The 16,567-nt window shown below is 69.6% G+C and carries 16 protein-coding genes; 8 read left to right on the plus strand and 8 right to left on the minus strand.

Going from position 1 to position 16,567, the window contains the following annotated elements:
- The first annotated feature begins 17 nt into the window (after nt 1–17).
- The 5 genes from A6A29_RS14640 to pstB all read left to right on the plus strand — a co-directional run bounded on the left by A6A29_RS14640 (nt 18) and on the right by pstB (nt 5,027).
- Nucleotides 18–419, plus strand: coding sequence for an NUDIX hydrolase (locus A6A29_RS14640; protein ID WP_073720545.1), 402 nt, complete (start codon nt 18–20; stop codon nt 417–419).
- Between the two features lie 298 nt (nt 420–717).
- A complete protein-coding gene (pstS, locus tag A6A29_RS14645; protein ID WP_073720500.1) occupies nt 718–1,857 on the plus strand; it encodes a phosphate ABC transporter substrate-binding protein PstS in 1,140 nt (379 codons plus the stop codon).
- A gap of 273 nt (nt 1,858–2,130) precedes the next feature.
- Nucleotides 2,131–3,126 (plus strand): phosphate ABC transporter permease subunit PstC, encoded by a 996-nt coding sequence (pstC, locus tag A6A29_RS14650; RefSeq protein ID WP_073720501.1) that lies wholly within the window; start codon nt 2,131–2,133, stop codon nt 3,124–3,126.
- The gene (gene pstA / locus A6A29_RS14655) at nt 3,123–4,208 is read left to right on the plus strand and encodes a phosphate ABC transporter permease PstA (protein ID WP_073720502.1); all 1,086 of its coding nucleotides are present in this window, start codon (nt 3,123–3,125) and stop codon (nt 4,206–4,208) included. Before pstC ends, pstA begins: the two co-directional genes overlap by 4 nt.
- Before the next feature lie 42 nt (nt 4,209–4,250).
- Nucleotides 4,251–5,027 (plus strand): phosphate ABC transporter ATP-binding protein PstB, encoded by a 777-nt coding sequence (pstB, locus tag A6A29_RS14660; RefSeq protein ID WP_073720503.1) that lies wholly within the window; start codon nt 4,251–4,253, stop codon nt 5,025–5,027.
- Between the two features lie 124 nt (nt 5,028–5,151).
- Here the strand turns inward: pstB and A6A29_RS14665 are convergent, their stop codons facing one another.
- Nucleotides 5,152–6,150: an inorganic phosphate transporter gene (locus A6A29_RS14665; protein WP_073720504.1), complete on the minus strand. Its 999-nt coding sequence runs from the start codon at nt 6,148–6,150 to the stop codon at nt 5,152–5,154.
- A gap of 5 nt (nt 6,151–6,155) precedes the next feature.
- Nucleotides 6,156–6,776, minus strand: a complete 621-nt coding sequence (locus A6A29_RS14670; RefSeq protein WP_073720505.1) for a DUF47 domain-containing protein — start codon at nt 6,774–6,776, stop codon at nt 6,156–6,158.
- Nucleotides 6,777–6,999: 223 nt separating this feature from the next.
- Here A6A29_RS14670 and A6A29_RS14675 point away from each other — a divergent pair, with 223 nt between their 5' ends.
- The gene (locus A6A29_RS14675; protein ID WP_073720546.1) at nt 7,000–7,404 is read left to right on the plus strand and encodes a metal-sensitive transcriptional regulator; all 405 of its coding nucleotides are present in this window, start codon (nt 7,000–7,002) and stop codon (nt 7,402–7,404) included.
- Between the two features lie 33 nt (nt 7,405–7,437).
- On the opposite strand, the gene A6A29_RS14680 is transcribed toward A6A29_RS14675, so the two are convergent.
- A complete protein-coding gene (locus A6A29_RS14680) occupies nt 7,438–7,803 on the minus strand; it encodes a hypothetical protein (RefSeq protein WP_198953075.1) in 366 nt (121 codons plus the stop codon).
- A 193-nt stretch (nt 7,804–7,996) separates the two neighbouring features.
- Entirely contained in the window at nt 7,997–8,854 is an 858-nt protein-coding gene (locus tag A6A29_RS14685; protein ID WP_073720507.1) for a hypothetical protein, read from the minus strand.
- A 179-nt stretch (nt 8,855–9,033) separates the two neighbouring features.
- On the opposite strand from A6A29_RS14685, the gene A6A29_RS14690 reads away from it, so the two are divergent.
- Together A6A29_RS14690 and A6A29_RS14695 are read left to right on the plus strand one after the other, a co-directional pair.
- A complete protein-coding gene (locus A6A29_RS14690; protein WP_073720508.1) occupies nt 9,034–9,282 on the plus strand; it encodes a hypothetical protein in 249 nt (82 codons plus the stop codon).
- A 139-nt stretch (nt 9,283–9,421) separates the two neighbouring features.
- Nucleotides 9,422–11,035: an FAD-binding oxidoreductase gene (locus A6A29_RS14695; protein ID WP_073720509.1), complete on the plus strand. Its 1,614-nt coding sequence runs from the start codon at nt 9,422–9,424 to the stop codon at nt 11,033–11,035.
- Between the two features lie 262 nt (nt 11,036–11,297).
- Here the strand turns inward: A6A29_RS14695 and A6A29_RS14700 are convergent, their stop codons facing one another.
- The 4 genes from A6A29_RS14700 to A6A29_RS14715 all read right to left on the minus strand — a co-directional run bounded on the left by A6A29_RS14700 (nt 11,298) and on the right by A6A29_RS14715 (nt 16,462).
- A complete protein-coding gene (locus A6A29_RS14700) occupies nt 11,298–12,029 on the minus strand; it encodes a phosphatase PAP2 family protein (protein ID WP_073720510.1) in 732 nt (243 codons plus the stop codon).
- 417 nt (nt 12,030–12,446) lie between these two features.
- Nucleotides 12,447–13,442 (minus strand): C40 family peptidase, encoded by a 996-nt coding sequence (locus A6A29_RS14705; RefSeq protein WP_073720511.1) that lies wholly within the window; start codon nt 13,440–13,442, stop codon nt 12,447–12,449.
- 105 nt (nt 13,443–13,547) lie between these two features.
- Nucleotides 13,548–14,084 carry a hypothetical protein gene (locus A6A29_RS14710; protein WP_079182751.1) on the minus strand — a complete coding sequence of 179 codons (537 nt, stop codon included), beginning with the start codon at nt 14,082–14,084 and terminating at the stop codon, nt 13,548–13,550.
- 23 nt (nt 14,085–14,107) lie between these two features.
- On the minus strand, nt 14,108–16,462 hold the full coding sequence (locus tag A6A29_RS14715; protein WP_073720512.1) for an alpha/beta hydrolase: 2,355 nt from the start codon (nt 16,460–16,462) through the stop codon (nt 14,108–14,110).
- Nucleotides 16,463–16,567: the final 105 nt, after the last annotated feature.

Here is a 16,567-nt window from a genome sequence, read left to right on the forward strand (position 1 = left end):
CGCAGGACCCGGCGCCCGTGCTGGCCGCGGGCTGTGTGCTGTGGCGCCGGTCCCCGTACGACGGTGGGCCGGAGATCTGTCTCGTGCACCGGCCGAAATACGACGACTGGTCGTTCCCCAAAGGGAAGCTGAAGCGGGGCGAGGCCGCGTTGGACGGCGCCCTGCGCGAGGTCCTGGAGGAGACCGGCCACCACTGCACCCCGGGGACCCGGCTCCCGACGTCGCGGTACCTGGTCAACGGCCGGCCCAAGGAGGTCGCGTACTGGGCGGCCGAGGCCACAAATGGCGCCTTCGCCCCCAACGACGAGGTGGACCGCCTCGCCTGGCTCTCCCCCACGGCGGCGCGCAACCGCCTGACCCGCCCGCGGGACCGGGACCAGCTGGAAGCGGCCCTCCCGGACCTCCTCCGGCACGCCTGACCCGCGCCTGACCTCGCACCTGACCCGCTCCCGACCCGCACCTGGGCCGCACTCCTGGGCAGCTGCTCAGCCGCTCCTGAGCCGATTCCTGACCGGCCTCGGACCGGCTCCTCGTGGGCCGCCCCCCGTCTGTCCGACACGGTTCACCTTCCGTTCACTCCCTTCCGTGGGCCGCTTCACCTGTTCTGCCTAATTTCGGACGTACAAGGTGCGCGGCGCCAAGCCGCAACACCGATCCTCATCGCACGCCGTCGTAGAACGAACAAACCACGGCGGCTCCTGGAAGGAACACCCGAAAGTGAAGCTTCAGCGCAAGAACCGGCTTCGTGCCACCGCGCTCGGTGCCCTCGCCGTCTCCGGCGCCCTGGTCCTCACGGCGTGCGGTTCGGACAACAACAGCGGCGACGGCAGCACCGGCGGCAGCGGCGAGAAGACGAGCGCTGCGTCGAACATCAAGTGCGACGACGCCAAGGGCCAGCTGCGCGCGTCCGGCTCCAGCGCACAGAAGAACGCCATGGACCTCTGGGTCAAGAACTACATGGCCGCCTGTTCCGGTGTGGAGATCAACTACAAGTCCTCCTCCTCCGGCGAAGGCATCATCGCCTTCAACCAGGGCACCGTCGGCTTCGCCGGCTCCGACTCGGCGCTGAAGCCCGAAGAGGTCGCCGACTCGAAGAAGACCTGCAAGACCGGCCAGGGCATCAACCTCCCGATGGTCGGCGGCCCGATCGCGATCGGCTTCCACCTGGAGGGTGTCGACAGCCTCACGCTGGACGCCCCCACGCTCGCCAAGATCTTCAACAACAAGATCAAGAAGTGGAACGACCCGGCGATCGCCAAGCTCAACGACGGCGCCAAGCTCCCGGACAAGGCCATCCAGGCCTTCCACCGCTCCGAGGACTCCGGCACCACGCAGAACCTCGGCAAGTACCTCGCCGCCACCGCCCCGAGCGACTGGAAGTACGAGGCCGAGAAGAAGTGGCCGGCCCCCGGTGGCCAGGCCGCGTCCGGCTCCTCCGGCGTCGCCGCCCAGGTGAAGCAGGTCGACGGCGCGATCGGTTACTTCGAGCTCTCCTACGCCGCCTCGCAGAGCATCTCCACCGTCGACATCAACACCGGCGGCACCGCCCCGGTCAAGGCCACCTCGGAGAACGCCTCCAAGGCCATCGCCGCCGCCAAGGTCAAGGGCACCGGCAAGGACCTGGCGCTCGACCTGGACTACACCACCAAGGCCGAGGGTGCCTACCCGCTGGTCCTGGTGACGTACGAGGTCGTCTGCGACACCGGCAACAAGGCCGACACCCTCGGCACGGTCAAGTCCTTCCTGACCTACACCGCGTCCGACGAGGGCCAGAAGGTCCTCACCGAGGCCGGCTACGCCCCGATCCCCGCCGAGATCAACGCCAAGGTCCGCGAGACCATCGGCAGCCTTTCCTAACCGAACGGCACCCCCGCAACACCTGAACCACCTGAACCACCTGAACCACCTGCACGACCTGCACGACACGCACCACCCGGCAGGCCGGTCCGGCGCACCCCTCCGGACCGGCCCGCCACCCCCTCTCCAGCAGCAACACCGCGACACCAGCCCCACCGCACCACCCGCCCCACACGCTCCACCTGCTCCACCCCCCCTCTCCATCCGCCCCACTCCATCCGGTGCACCGCCGCCAGGGGAGCGCACCGCTCCCCCACACAGACCGGAAAAACCATGGCTTCCACCACACCGATAGACACGCCACCGGCCCCGCCGGTCCGACGAACGCCCCCCGCCAAGTCCACCGGGCGCGCAGGCGACAAGATCTTCCTGGGCCTCTCGCGGGGTTCGGGCATTCTGCTGCTCGTGCTCATGGCGTCGATCGCCGTGTTCCTCAGCTACCGCGCCGTCCTGGCCGTCTCGAAGGACGAGGGCAACTTCCTCACGACCTTCGACTGGAACCCGGCCGGTGACCCGCCGGTCTTCGGTATCGCGGTCCTGCTCTTCGGCACCGTCGTCAGCTCGATCATCGCGATGCTCATCGCGGTTCCGATCGCTGTCGGCATCGCCCTCTTCATCTCGCACTACGCGCCGCGCAAGCTGGCCGCACCCCTCGCCTACGTCGTCGATCTGCTCGCCGCCGTACCGAGCATCGTCTACGGCATCTGGGGCGCGCTCGTCCTCGTGCCGTACCTGGAGGGCCTGAACCTCTGGCTCGACCAGTTCTTCGGCTGGACGTACATCTTCGAGAAGACCGAGGTCGGCGTCGCCCGCTCGCTCTTCACCGTCGGCATCCTGCTGGCCATCATGATCCTGCCGATCGTGACCAGCGTCAGCCGCGAGGTCTTCCTCCAGGTCCCGAAGATGAACGAGGAAGCCGCGCTCGCCCTCGGCGCCACCCGCTGGGAGGTCATCCGCCTCTCGGTGCTGCCCTTCGGCCGCTCCGGCGTGATCTCCGCCTCGATGCTGGGTCTGGGCCGGGCACTCGGCGAGACGATGGCCGTCGCCACGGTCCTGTCGCCGAGCTTCCTGATCTCGCTCCATGTGCTCAACCCGGGCGGCGGGACGTTCGCCCAGAACATCGCCGCGAAGTTCGACGAGGCCGACGCCTTCGGGCGCGACGCGCTGATCGCCTCCGGCCTCGTCCTCTTCATCCTCACCCTGCTGGTCAACGGCGCGGCCCGGCTCATCATCGCCCGCCGCAAGGAGTACTCGGGGGCCAACGCATGAGCCACGCACCTACCAGTGTCGAGGAACGCCCGAAGCCCGTGACGACGACCGCGCCGAAGAACAGCCTCAGCAGCCGGACCCTGCCCCGCCTGGCCCCGCTCGGCTTCGCCGCGGTGGCCCTCGCCCTCGGCGTCGGCATCGGTGTGGCCGCCGGCTGGCACAGCCGCACCCAGTGGGGGCTGGTCTCCGCCCTGCTCTTCCTGGTGATCTCGTACGTGGCGACCACCGTCGTCGAGAACCAGCGCCAGGCCAAGGACCGCCTCGCCACCAGTGTGGTGTGGGTCTGCTTCCTGATCGCCGTCGTCCCGCTCGCCTCGCTGCTCTGGACCACCGTCAGCCGCGGCGCGGAGCGCCTGGACGGATACTTCCTGACCCACTCCATGGCCGGAGTGCTCGGCTCCGAGTCCAGCGGCGGTGTCTACCACGCGCTGATCGGCACCCTGGAGCAGGTCGGTATCGCCACGGCGATCTCCGCCCCGATCGGTCTGCTGACCGCCGTCTACCTGGTGGAGTACGGCAAGGGCGCCCTCGCCAAGGCCGTCACCTTCTTCGTCGACGTGATGACCGGTATCCCGTCGATCGTGGCCGGACTCTTCATCCTCTCGATCATGCTGATGGCCGGGCTCCAGCCCTCCGGCCTGATGGGCGCCCTGGCCCTGACGATCCTGATGGTCCCGGTCGTGGTCCGCTCCACGGAGGAGATGCTCAAGCTCGTCCCCAACGAGCTCCGCGAGGCGTCCCTCGCCCTCGGCATCCCGAAGTGGCGCACCATCCTGAAGGTGGTCCTGCCGACCGCGATCGGTGGCATCACGACCGGCGTCATGCTCGCCATCGCCCGCATCGCCGGTGAGACCGCCCCGATCATGCTGCTGGTCTTCGGCAGCCAGCTGATCAACCCGAACCCCTTCGAAGGCGCCCAGTCCTCGCTCCCCTTCTACATCTGGGAGCAGTACAAGATCGGCGAGCCCGCCGCGTACGACCGTGCCTGGGCCGCTGCCCTGGTCCTGATCGCCTTCGTCATGATCCTCAATCTCGTGGCCCGCGGCATCGCCCGCTGGAAGGCCCCGAAGACCGGTCGCTGACGCGGCCACCAGCGACCTCCCGAAAGAAGCAGTGATCTGATCATGGCCAAGCGCATCGACATCAGCGGACTGACCGCCTACTACGGCAGCCACAAGGCCATCGAGGACATCTCGATGACCGTGGAGCCCCGCTCCGTGACCGCCTTCATCGGCCCGTCCGGCTGCGGCAAGTCCACCTTCCTGCGCACCCTGAACCGGATGCACGAGGTCACCCCCGGCGGCCGCGTCGAGGGCAAGGTGCTGCTGGACGACGAGGACCTCTACGGCTCGAACGTCGACCCCGTCACCGTGCGCCGCACGGTCGGCATGGTCTTCCAGCGCCCGAACCCGTTCCCGACCATGTCGATCTTCGACAACGTCGCGGCGGGCCTGCGCCTGAACGGCGGCTACCGCAAGAACGAGCTGAACGACACGGTCGAGAAGTCCCTGCGCGGCGCGAACCTCTGGAACGAGGTCAAGGACCGCCTCAACAAGCCCGGCTCCGGCCTCTCCGGCGGCCAGCAGCAGCGCCTGTGCATCGCCCGTGCCATCGCGGTCGAGCCGGACGTCCTGCTGATGGACGAGCCGTGCTCCGCGCTCGACCCGATCTCGACCCTCGCCATCGAGGACCTGATCGGCGAGCTGAAGGAGCGCTTCACGATCGTCATCGTGACGCACAACATGCAGCAGGCGGCCCGTGTCTCGGACCGCACGGCGTTCTTCAACCTCTCGGCGGTGGGCAAGCCCGGCCGCCTCATCGAGATCGACGAGACGGAGCGGATCTTCTCCAACCCGTCGGTCCAGGCCACGGAGGACTACATCTCCGGCCGCTTCGGATAACCCACAGACGGCCTTGCGGTGCTGCATGGCGGTGCCACCACAAGGCAAAAGGGTCCGCCCCCGCTCTCCGGAGAGAGAACGGGGGCGGACCCATATGACTACCCGATCGGCTGTGCGTACCCGATCAGCCGAACAGCAGGACGACGATCCCGTAGCTCAGCGCGGCGACGAGCGCCGCGGCCGGCATGGTGATGAACCAGCCGAGGATGATGTTCTTCGCCACGCCCCACCGCACCGCGTTCACCCGCTTGGTGGCACCGACACCCATGATCGCCGAGGTGATGACATGCGTCGTGGAGATCGGTGCGTGGAACAGGAACGCGGAGCCGAACATGATCGAGGCGCCGGTCGTCTCGGCCGCGAAGCCCTGCGGCGGGTCCAGCTCGATGATCTTGCGGCCGAGCGTCCGCATGATGCGCCAGCCGCCCGCGTACGTACCGAGCGAGAGCATCAGCGCACAGGCGATCTTGACCCAGACCGGGATCTCGTCGTTCGGTCCCTCGACATCGGCGATGACGAGCGCCATCACGACGATGCCCATCGTCTTCTGCGCGTCCTGGAGGCCGTGCCCGAGCGCCATGCCGGCCGCCGAGACCGTCTGCGCGATCCGGAAGCCGCGCTTGGCCTTGTGCGGGTTGGCGTTCCGGAACATCCACATGATGGCGACCATCACCAGATAGCCGACGACCAGGCCGACGATCGGCGAGAGGAACATCGGGATGACGATCTTCTCCAGCACCCCGTCCCAGTGCACCATCGTCCCGCCGGCCAGTGCCGCACCGACCATGCCGCCGAACAGCGCGTGCGAGGAGGAGGACGGCAGGCCGTAGTACCAGGTGACGAGGTTCCAGATGATCGCGCCGACCAGCGCCGCGAACAGGATTCCCATCCCCTTCTGCCCCTGGGGCGTGGCGATGAGCCCTTCACTGACGGTCTTGGCGACCCCCTGGCCCAGGAAGGCGCCCGCGAGGTTCATCACGGCGGCCATCGCCAGGGCCGCCCGCGGGGTCAGCGCCCGGGTGGAGACCGAGGTGGCGATGGCGTTCGCCGAGTCGTGGAAGCCGTTCGTATAGGTGAAGCCGAGCGCGACACCAATGGTCACGATCAGCGCAAAGGTGTCCACGTGGTTCAGGACTCCTTGACCGCGATGGTCTCCACGGTGTTGGCGACGTGCTCGAACGCGTCAGCCGCCTCTTCCAGTACGTCCACGATCTGCTTGAGCTTCAGAACCTCCATGGCGTCGTACTTGCCATTGAAGAGCTGGGCGAGCAGCTTGCGGTGGATCTGGTCGGCCTGGTTCTCCAGACGGTTGACCTCGATCCAGTACTCGGTGAGGTTCTCCATGGTGCGCAGGCTCGGCATGGCCTCGGCAGTCAGCTCCGCGGCGCGGGCCAGCACCTCGATCTGCTGCTCGACACCCTTGGGGAGCTCTTCGACCTGGTACAGCACGACCAGGTCGACGGCCTCCTCCATGAAGTCCATGATGTCGTCGAGCGACGAAGCGAGGTTGTAGATGTCCTCGCGGTCGAACGGCGTGATGAAGGAGGAGTTGAGCTGGTGGAAGATCGCGTGGGTGGCATCGTCCCCCGCGTGCTCCGCTGCCCGCATACGCTCCGCGATCTCGACTCGGGAGGCAGAATCCGCCCCGAGCAGTTCCATGAGGAGTTTCGAGCCCGTGACGATGTTGTCCGCGGACGCGGAAAACATGTCGTAGAAGCTCGTCTCCCTGGGGGTCAGACGAAAGCGCACGTGGGGTCCTCGGGGTGCTTTGGATTCGGTCAGGCTGATGCTAGGCGCATCATCCGGCCACGGCTAACCGGCCTTGTCAGTGTCGCCCATCGGGCACAGTGATCAGCACGGGGCCCCGGTCACGTTTCGGCTGGATTCGTTACGATATACCCAGCAGGGGTATGTCGGACGTAGGCAAAGAGGACAACGGGAGGACGCAATGACGGACGCGATGACGGACGCAATGACCACGGCCGAGGCCACGGGCTCGGCACAGACACCGGACCCGGCGGCTGCCGGGACAGCGGCGGCCGCGGAAACGACGGCGGCGGCACCGGCCGAGGTCCTCACCGACCACGACCGCGGCATCCACGGCTACCACCATCAGAAGGACGAGCACCTCAAGCGGCTGCGCCGGATCGAGGGCCAGATCCGCGGCCTCCAGCGCATGGTCGACGAGGACGTCTACTGCATCGACATACTCACGCAGGTCTCGGCCTCCACCAAGGCCCTGCAGTCCTTCGCGCTCCAGCTCCTGGAGGAGCATCTGCGCCACTGCGTCGCCGACGCCTCGGTCAAGGGCGGCGGAGAGATCGACGCGAAGGTCGAGGAGGCCACGAAGGCGATCGCCCGGCTGCTCCGTACATGAGCCGGTGCACGAAGGCCCGCGGCGCGCGGGATGTCACCCCCGGCAACCGGCCTGCCGGGGGACCGACGTCCGCTGCCCGCCGACGCCGCAGCCATCCCGGGTGTCTCGGGTGTCCCTGACGTCCCGGGCGTCCCTCCGGGCGTCCGACCGGACGTCACCGCGGGCATCGACCCGAACGTCTCCCCGGACATCGGCCCTGAGATCAGCCCGAACGTCCCCCCGGACATCGGCCCTCGTATCTCCCCGGGCGTCTCCCCGAACGTCGAGCACCTCGTCGATACGGTCCGGACTGAGGCGTTCCTCACGGCTGGCCGACGCCGCGATCATCAGCTCACCGCACCATTCGATCTCGGCGAGAGCCACACAGTCCTGAGCGTTCGGAGCGCTGAGCGTCACCACCTGCGTCACCTCTCTCTGCCGTATCCCCGCCGACGCCGACCCTTGGCGTACCGCTTCCTAGCGTAGGGATCGCGATACGCGCCGCGCATGGCACGGACGGACCATTTCGGCCACCCAACCGGACCCCACGCACCACGCCCCGTCGCTCCCGGCCCCGCCCGCCGCGTCAGCCCCGTCCGATCCCGCGCGCCTATCAGCTCTGTCTGATCCTGCCCGTATAGATGTGCGCATCGTCCGGCAACGTCACGGTGACCGTCGCCCCGAACCCGTACAGGAGCATGGTCGAGATCACGGACACCGCGGGTCCCTCGGCGGCGAAGCTGAAGCGGTGGCGCACCTTCCGCAGCCGTCCCTCGTCGTCCAGATACGCGTCGAACGGCACCGCGTCCCTGCTGAACCCTTTCGCCGCCGCGGCCAGCGCACCGCGTGACAGCGGTGAGGCCGCCAGCGCCGCCCGCGCCAGGTCCGCGACGCCCCGGTAGTGACGCACCGCCACCCCGGCCAGCTCCGTCCTCCCCCGGTACGTCACCTCACGCGCGCCGCGCAGCAGTTCGGCCGCGGCCATCGGATCGGTGACCCCACCGGTGACGAGATTGCCGTCCTCCAGAGCCGTCGTGTCGACCCTGACCCACTTGTCGTCGGGGACTCCGGCGCCGCGGTGCTTCATATAGAGGGCCCCGGGGGCCAGCAGCTCGATGATCGGCCGGTGCCCATCGGCACCCGCGGCGTCCTTCGGGAGCACGACCTTGATCTGCCCGAGCTGTCTGCGGAAGTCGTACGTCCCCTGTCCCCTGATCGTCACCCGGGTCCCGCCGACCGCCGTCTCCATGGACGTACGGGTCTCCGCGCCGCCCGCCTCCGCCAGCACGTCGGCCGCCTGCCCGAGCACGACGGCCGGACGCTCCGCGGACACGGCACCGCCGGCCCCCGCCCCGCCGCTGCCACCACCGCCACCGCCCGCACACCCGGCGGCCACCGCCATCACACCCGCCACCGCGAGGGCACGGACCGCCAGGGGCCCGCCTCCGCACCTGTGCTGCCGCACCACCATCGCCTGCCAACCCCCAACGACTTACCACCCGGCCGAGCCCTCACCCGCCCCGCATAACGACCACCGGGGTCCCCCGTCACGCCGCCCCGGCGCGCCCCCACCGCGCCCCCGCCCCCAGCGGCGGACGGATCGGCCCGCTCACCCTCCCGTACGGGGGCCGCCGCCAGTACCGTGGACGCGTGCATGAGGAAGCCCCCACCCCAGCCCCCACCACCCCGGCACCCGCACCTTCCGCCCCCCTCCTCCCCCTCGCCCCTCCCGCCCCTCTGCGGATCCCGCCCCCGTCGTACGTCGCGGCGCACAGCACCACGACGATCGAGCGGGGCTCGTTCTGCCTGGCCCGCTGCACCTGCGGCTGGTCGGGACCCGCCCGCAGATCACGGGACCGGGCCCGCACCGACGCGGAAGAGCACCTTTCCACTCCCTGAAGCCCCCGGACGCCCGTGAACGCCGGCGGATTCCCGGGCTGTTCCAAGAAGTTCCAAGAAGTTCCGGGAAGTTCCGGGAGGTACCCCTACGTTCCCGGACCGTCGCACGTACCGGCCGGAGGCCCGACCCGGAGGTCCCATGAACGCCCCCACCGCGCCGACCCGCCGCACCATGCTGGGCACCGGCCTCGCCGCGGCGCTCGCCACCGCCACCGCCGCGGCCTGCGATCCTCCGGACCACGGCACCGGCGCGGGCCCCGGCACCAGCACCGCGTCGGCCACGCCCCACCCCGCCCCGTCCGGGTCCGCCTCACCGTCCCGCGCCGACTGGCCGGCGCTGGCCCGCGGCCTCGACGGCGCCCTCGTACGGCCCGGCGACTCCGCGTACGCCACGGCCCGGCAGCTCTACAACACCCGGTTCGACGGACTGAAGCCCGCGGCGGTGGCGTACGCGCGGCACGAGGACGACATCCGCGCCTGCCTGGCCTTCGCCCGCTCGACCGGCACCCCCGTGGCGATCCGCAGCGGCGGCCACTCCTACGCGGGCTGGTCCAGCGGCAACGGCCGCCTCGTCATCGACGTCTCCTCACTCGCCCGGGTCGACCGCGACGGCACCGACAGCACCATCGGCGCGGGCGCCCGGCTCATCGACGTCTACCAGGGCCTCGCCCGGCACGGCCGCACCATCCCGGGCGGCTCCTGCCCCACCGTCGGGATCTCCGGCCTCACCCTCGGCGGCGGCCACGGCGTCGCGTCCCGTGCGTACGGTCTGACCTGCGACAGCCTCACCTCGGCCCGGATGGTCACGGCCGACGGCAGGACGGTCACCGCGGACGCCTCCCACCACCAGGACCTGTTCTGGGCGCTGCGCGGCGCGGGCAACGGCAACTTCGGCGTCGTCACCGAACTCCGCTTCCGTACCCGCCCGGTCCCCCGAACGGTCAGCGCCTACCTCAGCTGGCCCTGGTCCCGCGCCCGGGCGGTCCTCGCCGCCTGGCAGGAGTGGGGCCCCGACCAGCCGGACGAGATCTGGTCCTCCGTCCACCTCGCCGCAGGTCCCGGCGGCGGCACCCCCACCCTCACGGTCGCCGCCTTCAGCCTCGGTACGTACGGGGACCTGCAGAACGCCGTCGACCGCCTCGCCGACCGAATAGGCGCCTCGGCCTCCTCCGTATCGCTGCGCCGCCGCAGCTACCAGGAGGCGATGCTCGTGTACGCGGGCTGCTCGGGCATCACGGACGCGCAGTGCCATCTGCCGGGTACGACACCGGGCCGTACAGCGGACGGGGTCCTCCAGCGCGAGACGTACGCCGCCGCATCCGACTTCTTCACCGGGTCGCTCCCCCCGGCGGGCCTGCGCGCCCTGATCGACCGCACGGAAGCGTTCACCCGGATCGGCGCGGCGCGGGAGCAGGGCGGAGGCGGCGGTTCCGTTGCCCTGACCGCGCTGGGCGGGGCCATCAACCGGGTCGACCCGCAGGCAACGGCGTTCGTCCACCGCCGCTCACGGATGCTCGCCCAGTACATCGGTTCCTGGCGCCCCGACAGCTCCGGTAGTGCGCAACAGGAGTGGCTGAAAAACACTCATGGGGCGCTACGCCGATACGCGTCGGGAGCGGCGTACCAGAACTACGCGGACCCCCTGCTGACCGACTGGCGGACGGCCTACTACGGCACATCGGCGGACCGCCTCACGCGTCTGAGGAGGCGGTACGACCCGGCGGGCCTGTTCACTTTCTCCCAGGCGCTGTGAGGCTTTCCCCGACGTTCCGAGGCCGTCCGGCACGGTGACGTCCCCGGTCCCCGGTCTCCGGCCTCCGGTCTCCGATCTCCGTCCGGCACGGTGTCCCCGGTCCCCGGCCTCTGTCCGGCACGGTGGCGTCCTTCGTCTCCGGTCTCCGGTCTCCGTCCGGCGCAGTGAGGTTCGCCGGGCACGACAAAGCCCCGAAGCCGTGAGGCCCCGGGGCGCCGGGTCGGATCCGAAGCCGTGAGGCCCGGACACCGCGAGGCCCGGATCAGGCCGCCAGGTCCTTCTCCCCCGCGTTGCCGCGGCCGGACCCCGGCCGCGGCTCGGGAATCCCGAGCGCGTCCTCACGCCCGTCGTCGGACACGGCGCCGGGACGACGGGACCGTACGAGCCCGCCCACCCGTTCCGACCGGGAGACGGCCGTCACCAGCGGGGTCAGCAGCGCCATGGCCAGCGGGGCGAGCAGCAGGGCCACGGCCGTACCGAGAGCCATGCCGCCGATCACGTCGGTGGGGTAGTGCACGCCCATGTAGACGCGGCAGAAACCTTCGACGAGCGCGAGCCCGAGGGCGACGAACCCGAACTTCCGGTTGGCCACGAAGAGTCCGACGGCGATGGCCATCGCCATCGTGGCGTGGTCGCTGACGAACGAGAAGTCCGTCTTCCCCTTCACCAGGACGTCGAGACCGTCGTGGTCGTTGAACGGACGCGGCCGTTCCACGAACCCACGGATCGGGATGTTGATGAGCAGGGCGATCCCCGCGGCGAGCGGTGCCCAGATGATCCCGGCGACGGCCGACACCGAGTCCTCGGCCGTGCCGCGCCGGCGAACGCTCCACCAGCACCACAGGGCCACCAGGACCATGCCGAGCATGATCCCGTACTCACCGACGAACTCCATGACCCGGTCGAACCAGGGGGGAGCGGCCTTCGCCAGCCCGTTGATGTCGTAGAGCAGGCTGACGTCGGGGTTCGACCCATCGAGTGCGAGTCCAGCCATCTGCTGCGGCCCCTTGCCTTGTCTGCTGCCGCGACGCGCGTCCGCGCGCGCCGCATCGGTCGAACCCCCGTGTTCGGTGCGATCCGGATACCGCGGTCCAGCTGCTGCGGTCCCGTCACCGTGCGACCACGCTGTCGCACGACGTCCGGACCGGCGTCCGCATGGTCAGTGCGCATGCTGTCCCAGTTCAGGGAACGGCCTGCCCACCGTCTACGTTCCGCTCTCCACCGAATGATCACCATGACGTTATCGAAGAGTGACTCATCGTCGCAGCTCAGGGCCCAGGCTTCACGGAGAGTTCCGGCCACGGCCGACTCTCCGTCAGGCGCGACCGAGCCCCGGCCCGATCCCCGCCCGCTTCCGTCCCGCCCGAACCGCTCCCCTCCCGCGTGCCTTCCTCTCCCCTCCCTCTCCCGGTCAGGCGGAGGGAAGGTCCCTGGGAAGAGCGGCGGCCCCGTCCTTGGTGACCCGCGTCGCACCGAAGTAATCGGGGGTGTCGATCTTGTCGAACCGGATCACGGACCCGGTGTACGGAGCGTTGATCATGTACCCGCCACCGACGTAGAGCCCCACGTGCCGGATGGCCCGCGAATTGGTCAGGTCGTCGGAGAAGAACACCAGGTCCCCCGGCAGCAGCTCGTCCCGCGAGGGGTGCGGCCCGGCGTTGTACTGGTCGTTGGCCACACGGGGCAGGTCGATGTCGACGGTGCGGTACGCGGCCTGGGTCAGCCCGGAACAGTCGAACCGGCCGCCCTGCTCCTTCGTCCCGTTGCCGCCCCACAGATACGGGGTGCCGAGCCGGCCCTGCGCGAAGTAGATGGCACCGGCGGCCTGCCGGGACGGCTCGACGCGACCGACGGGCCTGGCGAAGCTCTTCTCCAGGGACCGGATGATCTTGACGTAGTTCTGCGTCTCCGCGATCCCGGGGACCCCGCCCGCCTTGATCACCCGGTAGGCACCGGCGTTGTAGGCGGCCAGCATGTTGTCGGTGGGATCGCCCGGGACCTTCTTCACATACCCGGCGAGCTCACAGTCGTACGAGGCCGCGGACGGAATCGCGTCCGCCGGGTCCCATACGTCCCGGTCGCCGTCCTTGTCCCCGTCGACCCCGTGCGAAGCCCAGGTCCCGGGGATGAACTGCGCGATGCCCTGCGCGGCGGCGTGACTCTGCGCCTTCGGGTTCCATCCGCTCTCCTGGTACAGCTGGGCGGCCAGGAGCGCGGGGTTGATGGCGGGACAGAGATTGCCCCACTTCTGCACCAGCGGCTGATACCGCGCCGGAACAGCCCCCTTGGCCAGCCCCACGGCACCACCGCCGCCGGCTCCCGCGATCCCGGCGGCGGCCGAGTACGTACCGACGACGAGCAGGGCCACGAAGCACATGGCCATCCCGACGCCGATCCCACCGATCACCCAAAATTTCCGCACCCCTCAACCATCCCCCATTCGTGCGTGGTTCAAGGGCGTTTTCGAGGGTGTGTACGAGTCGTTCGGGTCATCGGTGGGACTGACCGACCCTCAGGACGCTCCGGCGGACCAGAAATCGGAGCGGACGTTGGGACGGGGCAGCGGGTAGACACCTTCGTACGCGGGACCGTTCGGTTCGGCGGTGGGGTCGGCGACCTTCGACTCCTTCACGCAGGGGCTGTCCGCCTCGAAGAAGGCCTGACCCTTGCCGCGAATGCTGACGCTGATGCCGAACCCGCTCTTCGTCACGGCGTAGACGGCGGGGAACACCTTGTCGGCGTTGACCGCCTTGATCCGGTAGTCGTTGTCCCGCCAGAAGGTCTCCACCCGGTCCAGGAACGTCTCACGGCGGTCGGCGGACACGATGGTCATCACGGTCCGCCTGCGGGTCACCCCGCAGGCGCGCGTGGTCGTGGGACCGTGCGCCCACTCGACCTCCGGGTCGATGCCCTCCAGTACCGCGTCGAGCATCTTGTCGGACTGTTCGGCGGCTTCCTGCATGTTCATACCGCTCTTCTTCCCCGCGTCCGTCCGCAGCGTGTCCTCGCTCCCGCAGCCGGACAGAGCGAGCCCGAGAGCAAGGGCCATCGCCACGATCGGGAACCTTCGCCTCACCTTTGTTCCTCCATCTTGAGCCGGTCGGAGTGCCCCGACACGATCAGAGCGATGCTGTCCGCCGAGACGGCGTCCCGTTCAGGATCGAAGTACTGCGAGTGGGCGTCCAGACTGACACCGCTGCCACTGATCACCGGCGGCCCGGGGTCCACGGGGAACCGCTGGGCCCCGAACGCCTTGCTCGCCGGGTCCTTGCCGAACCAGAGGTCATCGTCCCCCGGATCGGCCAGATCGCCCACCAGGTAGGAGACACCGGGACCGCCCGCGATGAGACCGATGGCCCCCACCGCGGCCTGCGTCTTGGACGGAAGCTTGGTCACCGGGTCATTGGCGGCGGCTCCGACGAAGACGTGCCCGCTGCCGACCCCGAGGTCCACGGCGTGGTCCACACCCACCCCGGGACTGCCGACCAGGATGATGTCGTCGACCCCCGGAATGCCGCCCTCCCCCTTCGCCGCGGCACCGACGGTGCGCGAGCCGTAGGAGTGCCCGATGGCCGTCACATGCGGGTCCTTGTTCTGGTTGGTGGCCGCGATGCCGCCCATGAAGTCGCTGTAGGCCGCACCGCCCTTCTCCGCCCGTCCGGTACCCATCACCGCGAAGTACCCGCCCACACCGTCGCTGTCCGGCAGCTGCGGAGCGTCGTAGCCGAGCCAGACGATCGACGCGGTGGACTCGTCGTACCCCTGGGCACCGATGGCCGTGTCCCGGGCGCGCCCGAGGTCGTTCTTCGCGAACTCCTCGTCCAGGGACGTGTTCAGCCCCGGTACGTACGCCGACACGTTCTTCGATGTGTCCGGGTTGCCGAACGAGACGATGGCCCTCCCGTTGCCCTCGTCCCCGATACCGATCAGGTACATCGGCGGCTGCTTCTTCTCCTTGAGCTGCCGGTCGATCTCCTTGAGGCCGGCCAGCTGCTTCTGGGCCTTCTCGGTGTCCGTCTTCTCCAGCTTCCCGATCAGGTCCTGGAGGTTCTTGCGGTTGGCCGCGTCCCGGGCCTCGACCGGAATGCCGTCGAGGCTGCCGATCCGCTCCGGGCTCAGCTCGATGTACCGTTCGCGCTGCTCCTGCGACAGCCCGTCCCACCAGGCCTTGCGCTGGGCCGCAGTGGCGTTCTGCGGGATGCGGTCGTTGAGGTAACCGCGCTCGGCCTCCTGCACCTTGGCGTCGACCCGGCCACCGGAACCAGGCATGCCCATTCCGGCGCCGCCACCGCCACCGGCGGCCTTGTTCAGGTCCCAGGCCGCACCGATGAAGTCGCCCCGGTCCCACTTGTCGCTCGCGTTCTGCGAGTCCCGGGTCCACTGGTCGACAATGCCCCGGCCGCTCTCGACGGGGTGCAGGACGGCGTCGACGATGCCGCTGACATCGCCTCCGAGCCCGTCACCGAGGAAGCCGTCGATGAACCCGCCGTCGGAGCCGCTGCCCGAACCACCGCCCGAGCCGCTTCCCCCGGCGCCACCGGATCTACCCGCGTCGACCGGCGTAGCGGAATCGCCCCCACCGGACGCGCCCGACCCTTCGGAACCACCGGAGCCACCGGAACCGCCCGATCCACCGGCACCGCCGGAGCCGCCTGCGCCTCCAGCACCGCCGGAGCCTCCCGTACCGGCCGATCCGGCCGTTCCGGCTGTTCCGCCCGATCCGGCCGTGTCGGACCCACCGGCCGTCGTGCCTCCGGTGACGGTCGACCCTTCGGAGCCCGCGCCACCGGAGGCCGAACCCTCGCCGCCCTGGCCGCCCCCGGAACCACCACCGGCCTCCACACCCGTACCCGGAGCCGGGCACGAACTGCCGGTCAACTCGCAGATCGCACTCTGGAGCCGGCCGGACACCGACCCGCCGATACCCGTCGCCGTGATCGCGCCGACGAGGGCCACGACCACCAGGACCAGACCCAGGTACTCCAACGCGCTCTGGCCGTTGTCCCGGCGCAGCTTCATCATCCGGGCGACGCTGAACGCCTGCTGCTCGGCGCGCTGTTCACGACTCAGCCGGAACCACTCACGCGACCCGGGGCGTGTCAGCAACACCACGACGGCGGCAGGGACCACCAGCCGCGTCACCCCTTGCACCCCGGCGTCACCGCTCAGCGTCGCCAGCGCGCCGAGGATGAACCAGATGTGTACGGCGAGCAGTCCACGCCAGATCCAGACACCCCCTGTACGCGCATACAGGGACAGCACGAAACCGCAGACGCCAGGCAGTGCGGCGTACAGAATCATCCCGATCAGGTAGCCGTCGACGGCATCGACCGACGAGGCGACCGACAACGCCTCGATCGCACCCACGATCGTGGCCACGAGGAGCACTTGGATGAGAATGAGCACCGCCTGCAGCGGGCGTGGCATCGTATGCCCACCCGGACGGACCGCGGCAGCGCTTACATCAACGCCGCCCGGAACCGCGACTCCTCGTATGCCAGACAAGACCAGTCCCCTACCTTGTGAGTGGGC

This window comes from Streptomyces sp. TSRI0281 (assembly GCF_001905125.1).
In the GTDB taxonomy this organism is placed as follows: Bacteria; Actinomycetota; Actinomycetes; order Streptomycetales; family Streptomycetaceae; genus Streptomyces.

Coding starts and splice junctions, on each gene's coding strand:
- pstC (WP_073720501.1), top strand. CDS start 2,131: ATGGCTTCCACCACACCGATAGACACGCCACCGGCCCCGCCGGTCCGA.
- pstA (WP_073720502.1), top strand. CDS start 3,123: ATGAGCCACGCACCTACCAGTGTCGAGGAACGCCCGAAGCCCGTGACG.
- pstB (WP_073720503.1), top strand. CDS start 4,251: ATGGCCAAGCGCATCGACATCAGCGGACTGACCGCCTACTACGGCAGC.
- A6A29_RS14675 (WP_073720546.1), top strand. CDS start 7,000: ATGACCACGGCCGAGGCCACGGGCTCGGCACAGACACCGGACCCGGCG.
- A6A29_RS14685 (WP_073720507.1), bottom strand. CDS start 8,854: ATGGTGGTGCGGCAGCACAGGTGCGGAGGCGGGCCCCTGGCGGTCCGT.
- A6A29_RS14695 (WP_073720509.1), top strand. CDS start 9,422: ATGAACGCCCCCACCGCGCCGACCCGCCGCACCATGCTGGGCACCGGC.
- A6A29_RS14700 (WP_073720510.1), bottom strand. CDS start 12,029: ATGGCTGGACTCGCACTCGATGGGTCGAACCCCGACGTCAGCCTGCTC.
- A6A29_RS14710 (WP_079182751.1), bottom strand. CDS start 14,084: ATGGCCCTTGCTCTCGGGCTCGCTCTGTCCGGCTGCGGGAGCGAGGAC.
- A6A29_RS14715 (WP_073720512.1), bottom strand. CDS start 16,462: ATGCCACGCCCGCTGCAGGCGGTGCTCATTCTCATCCAAGTGCTCCTC.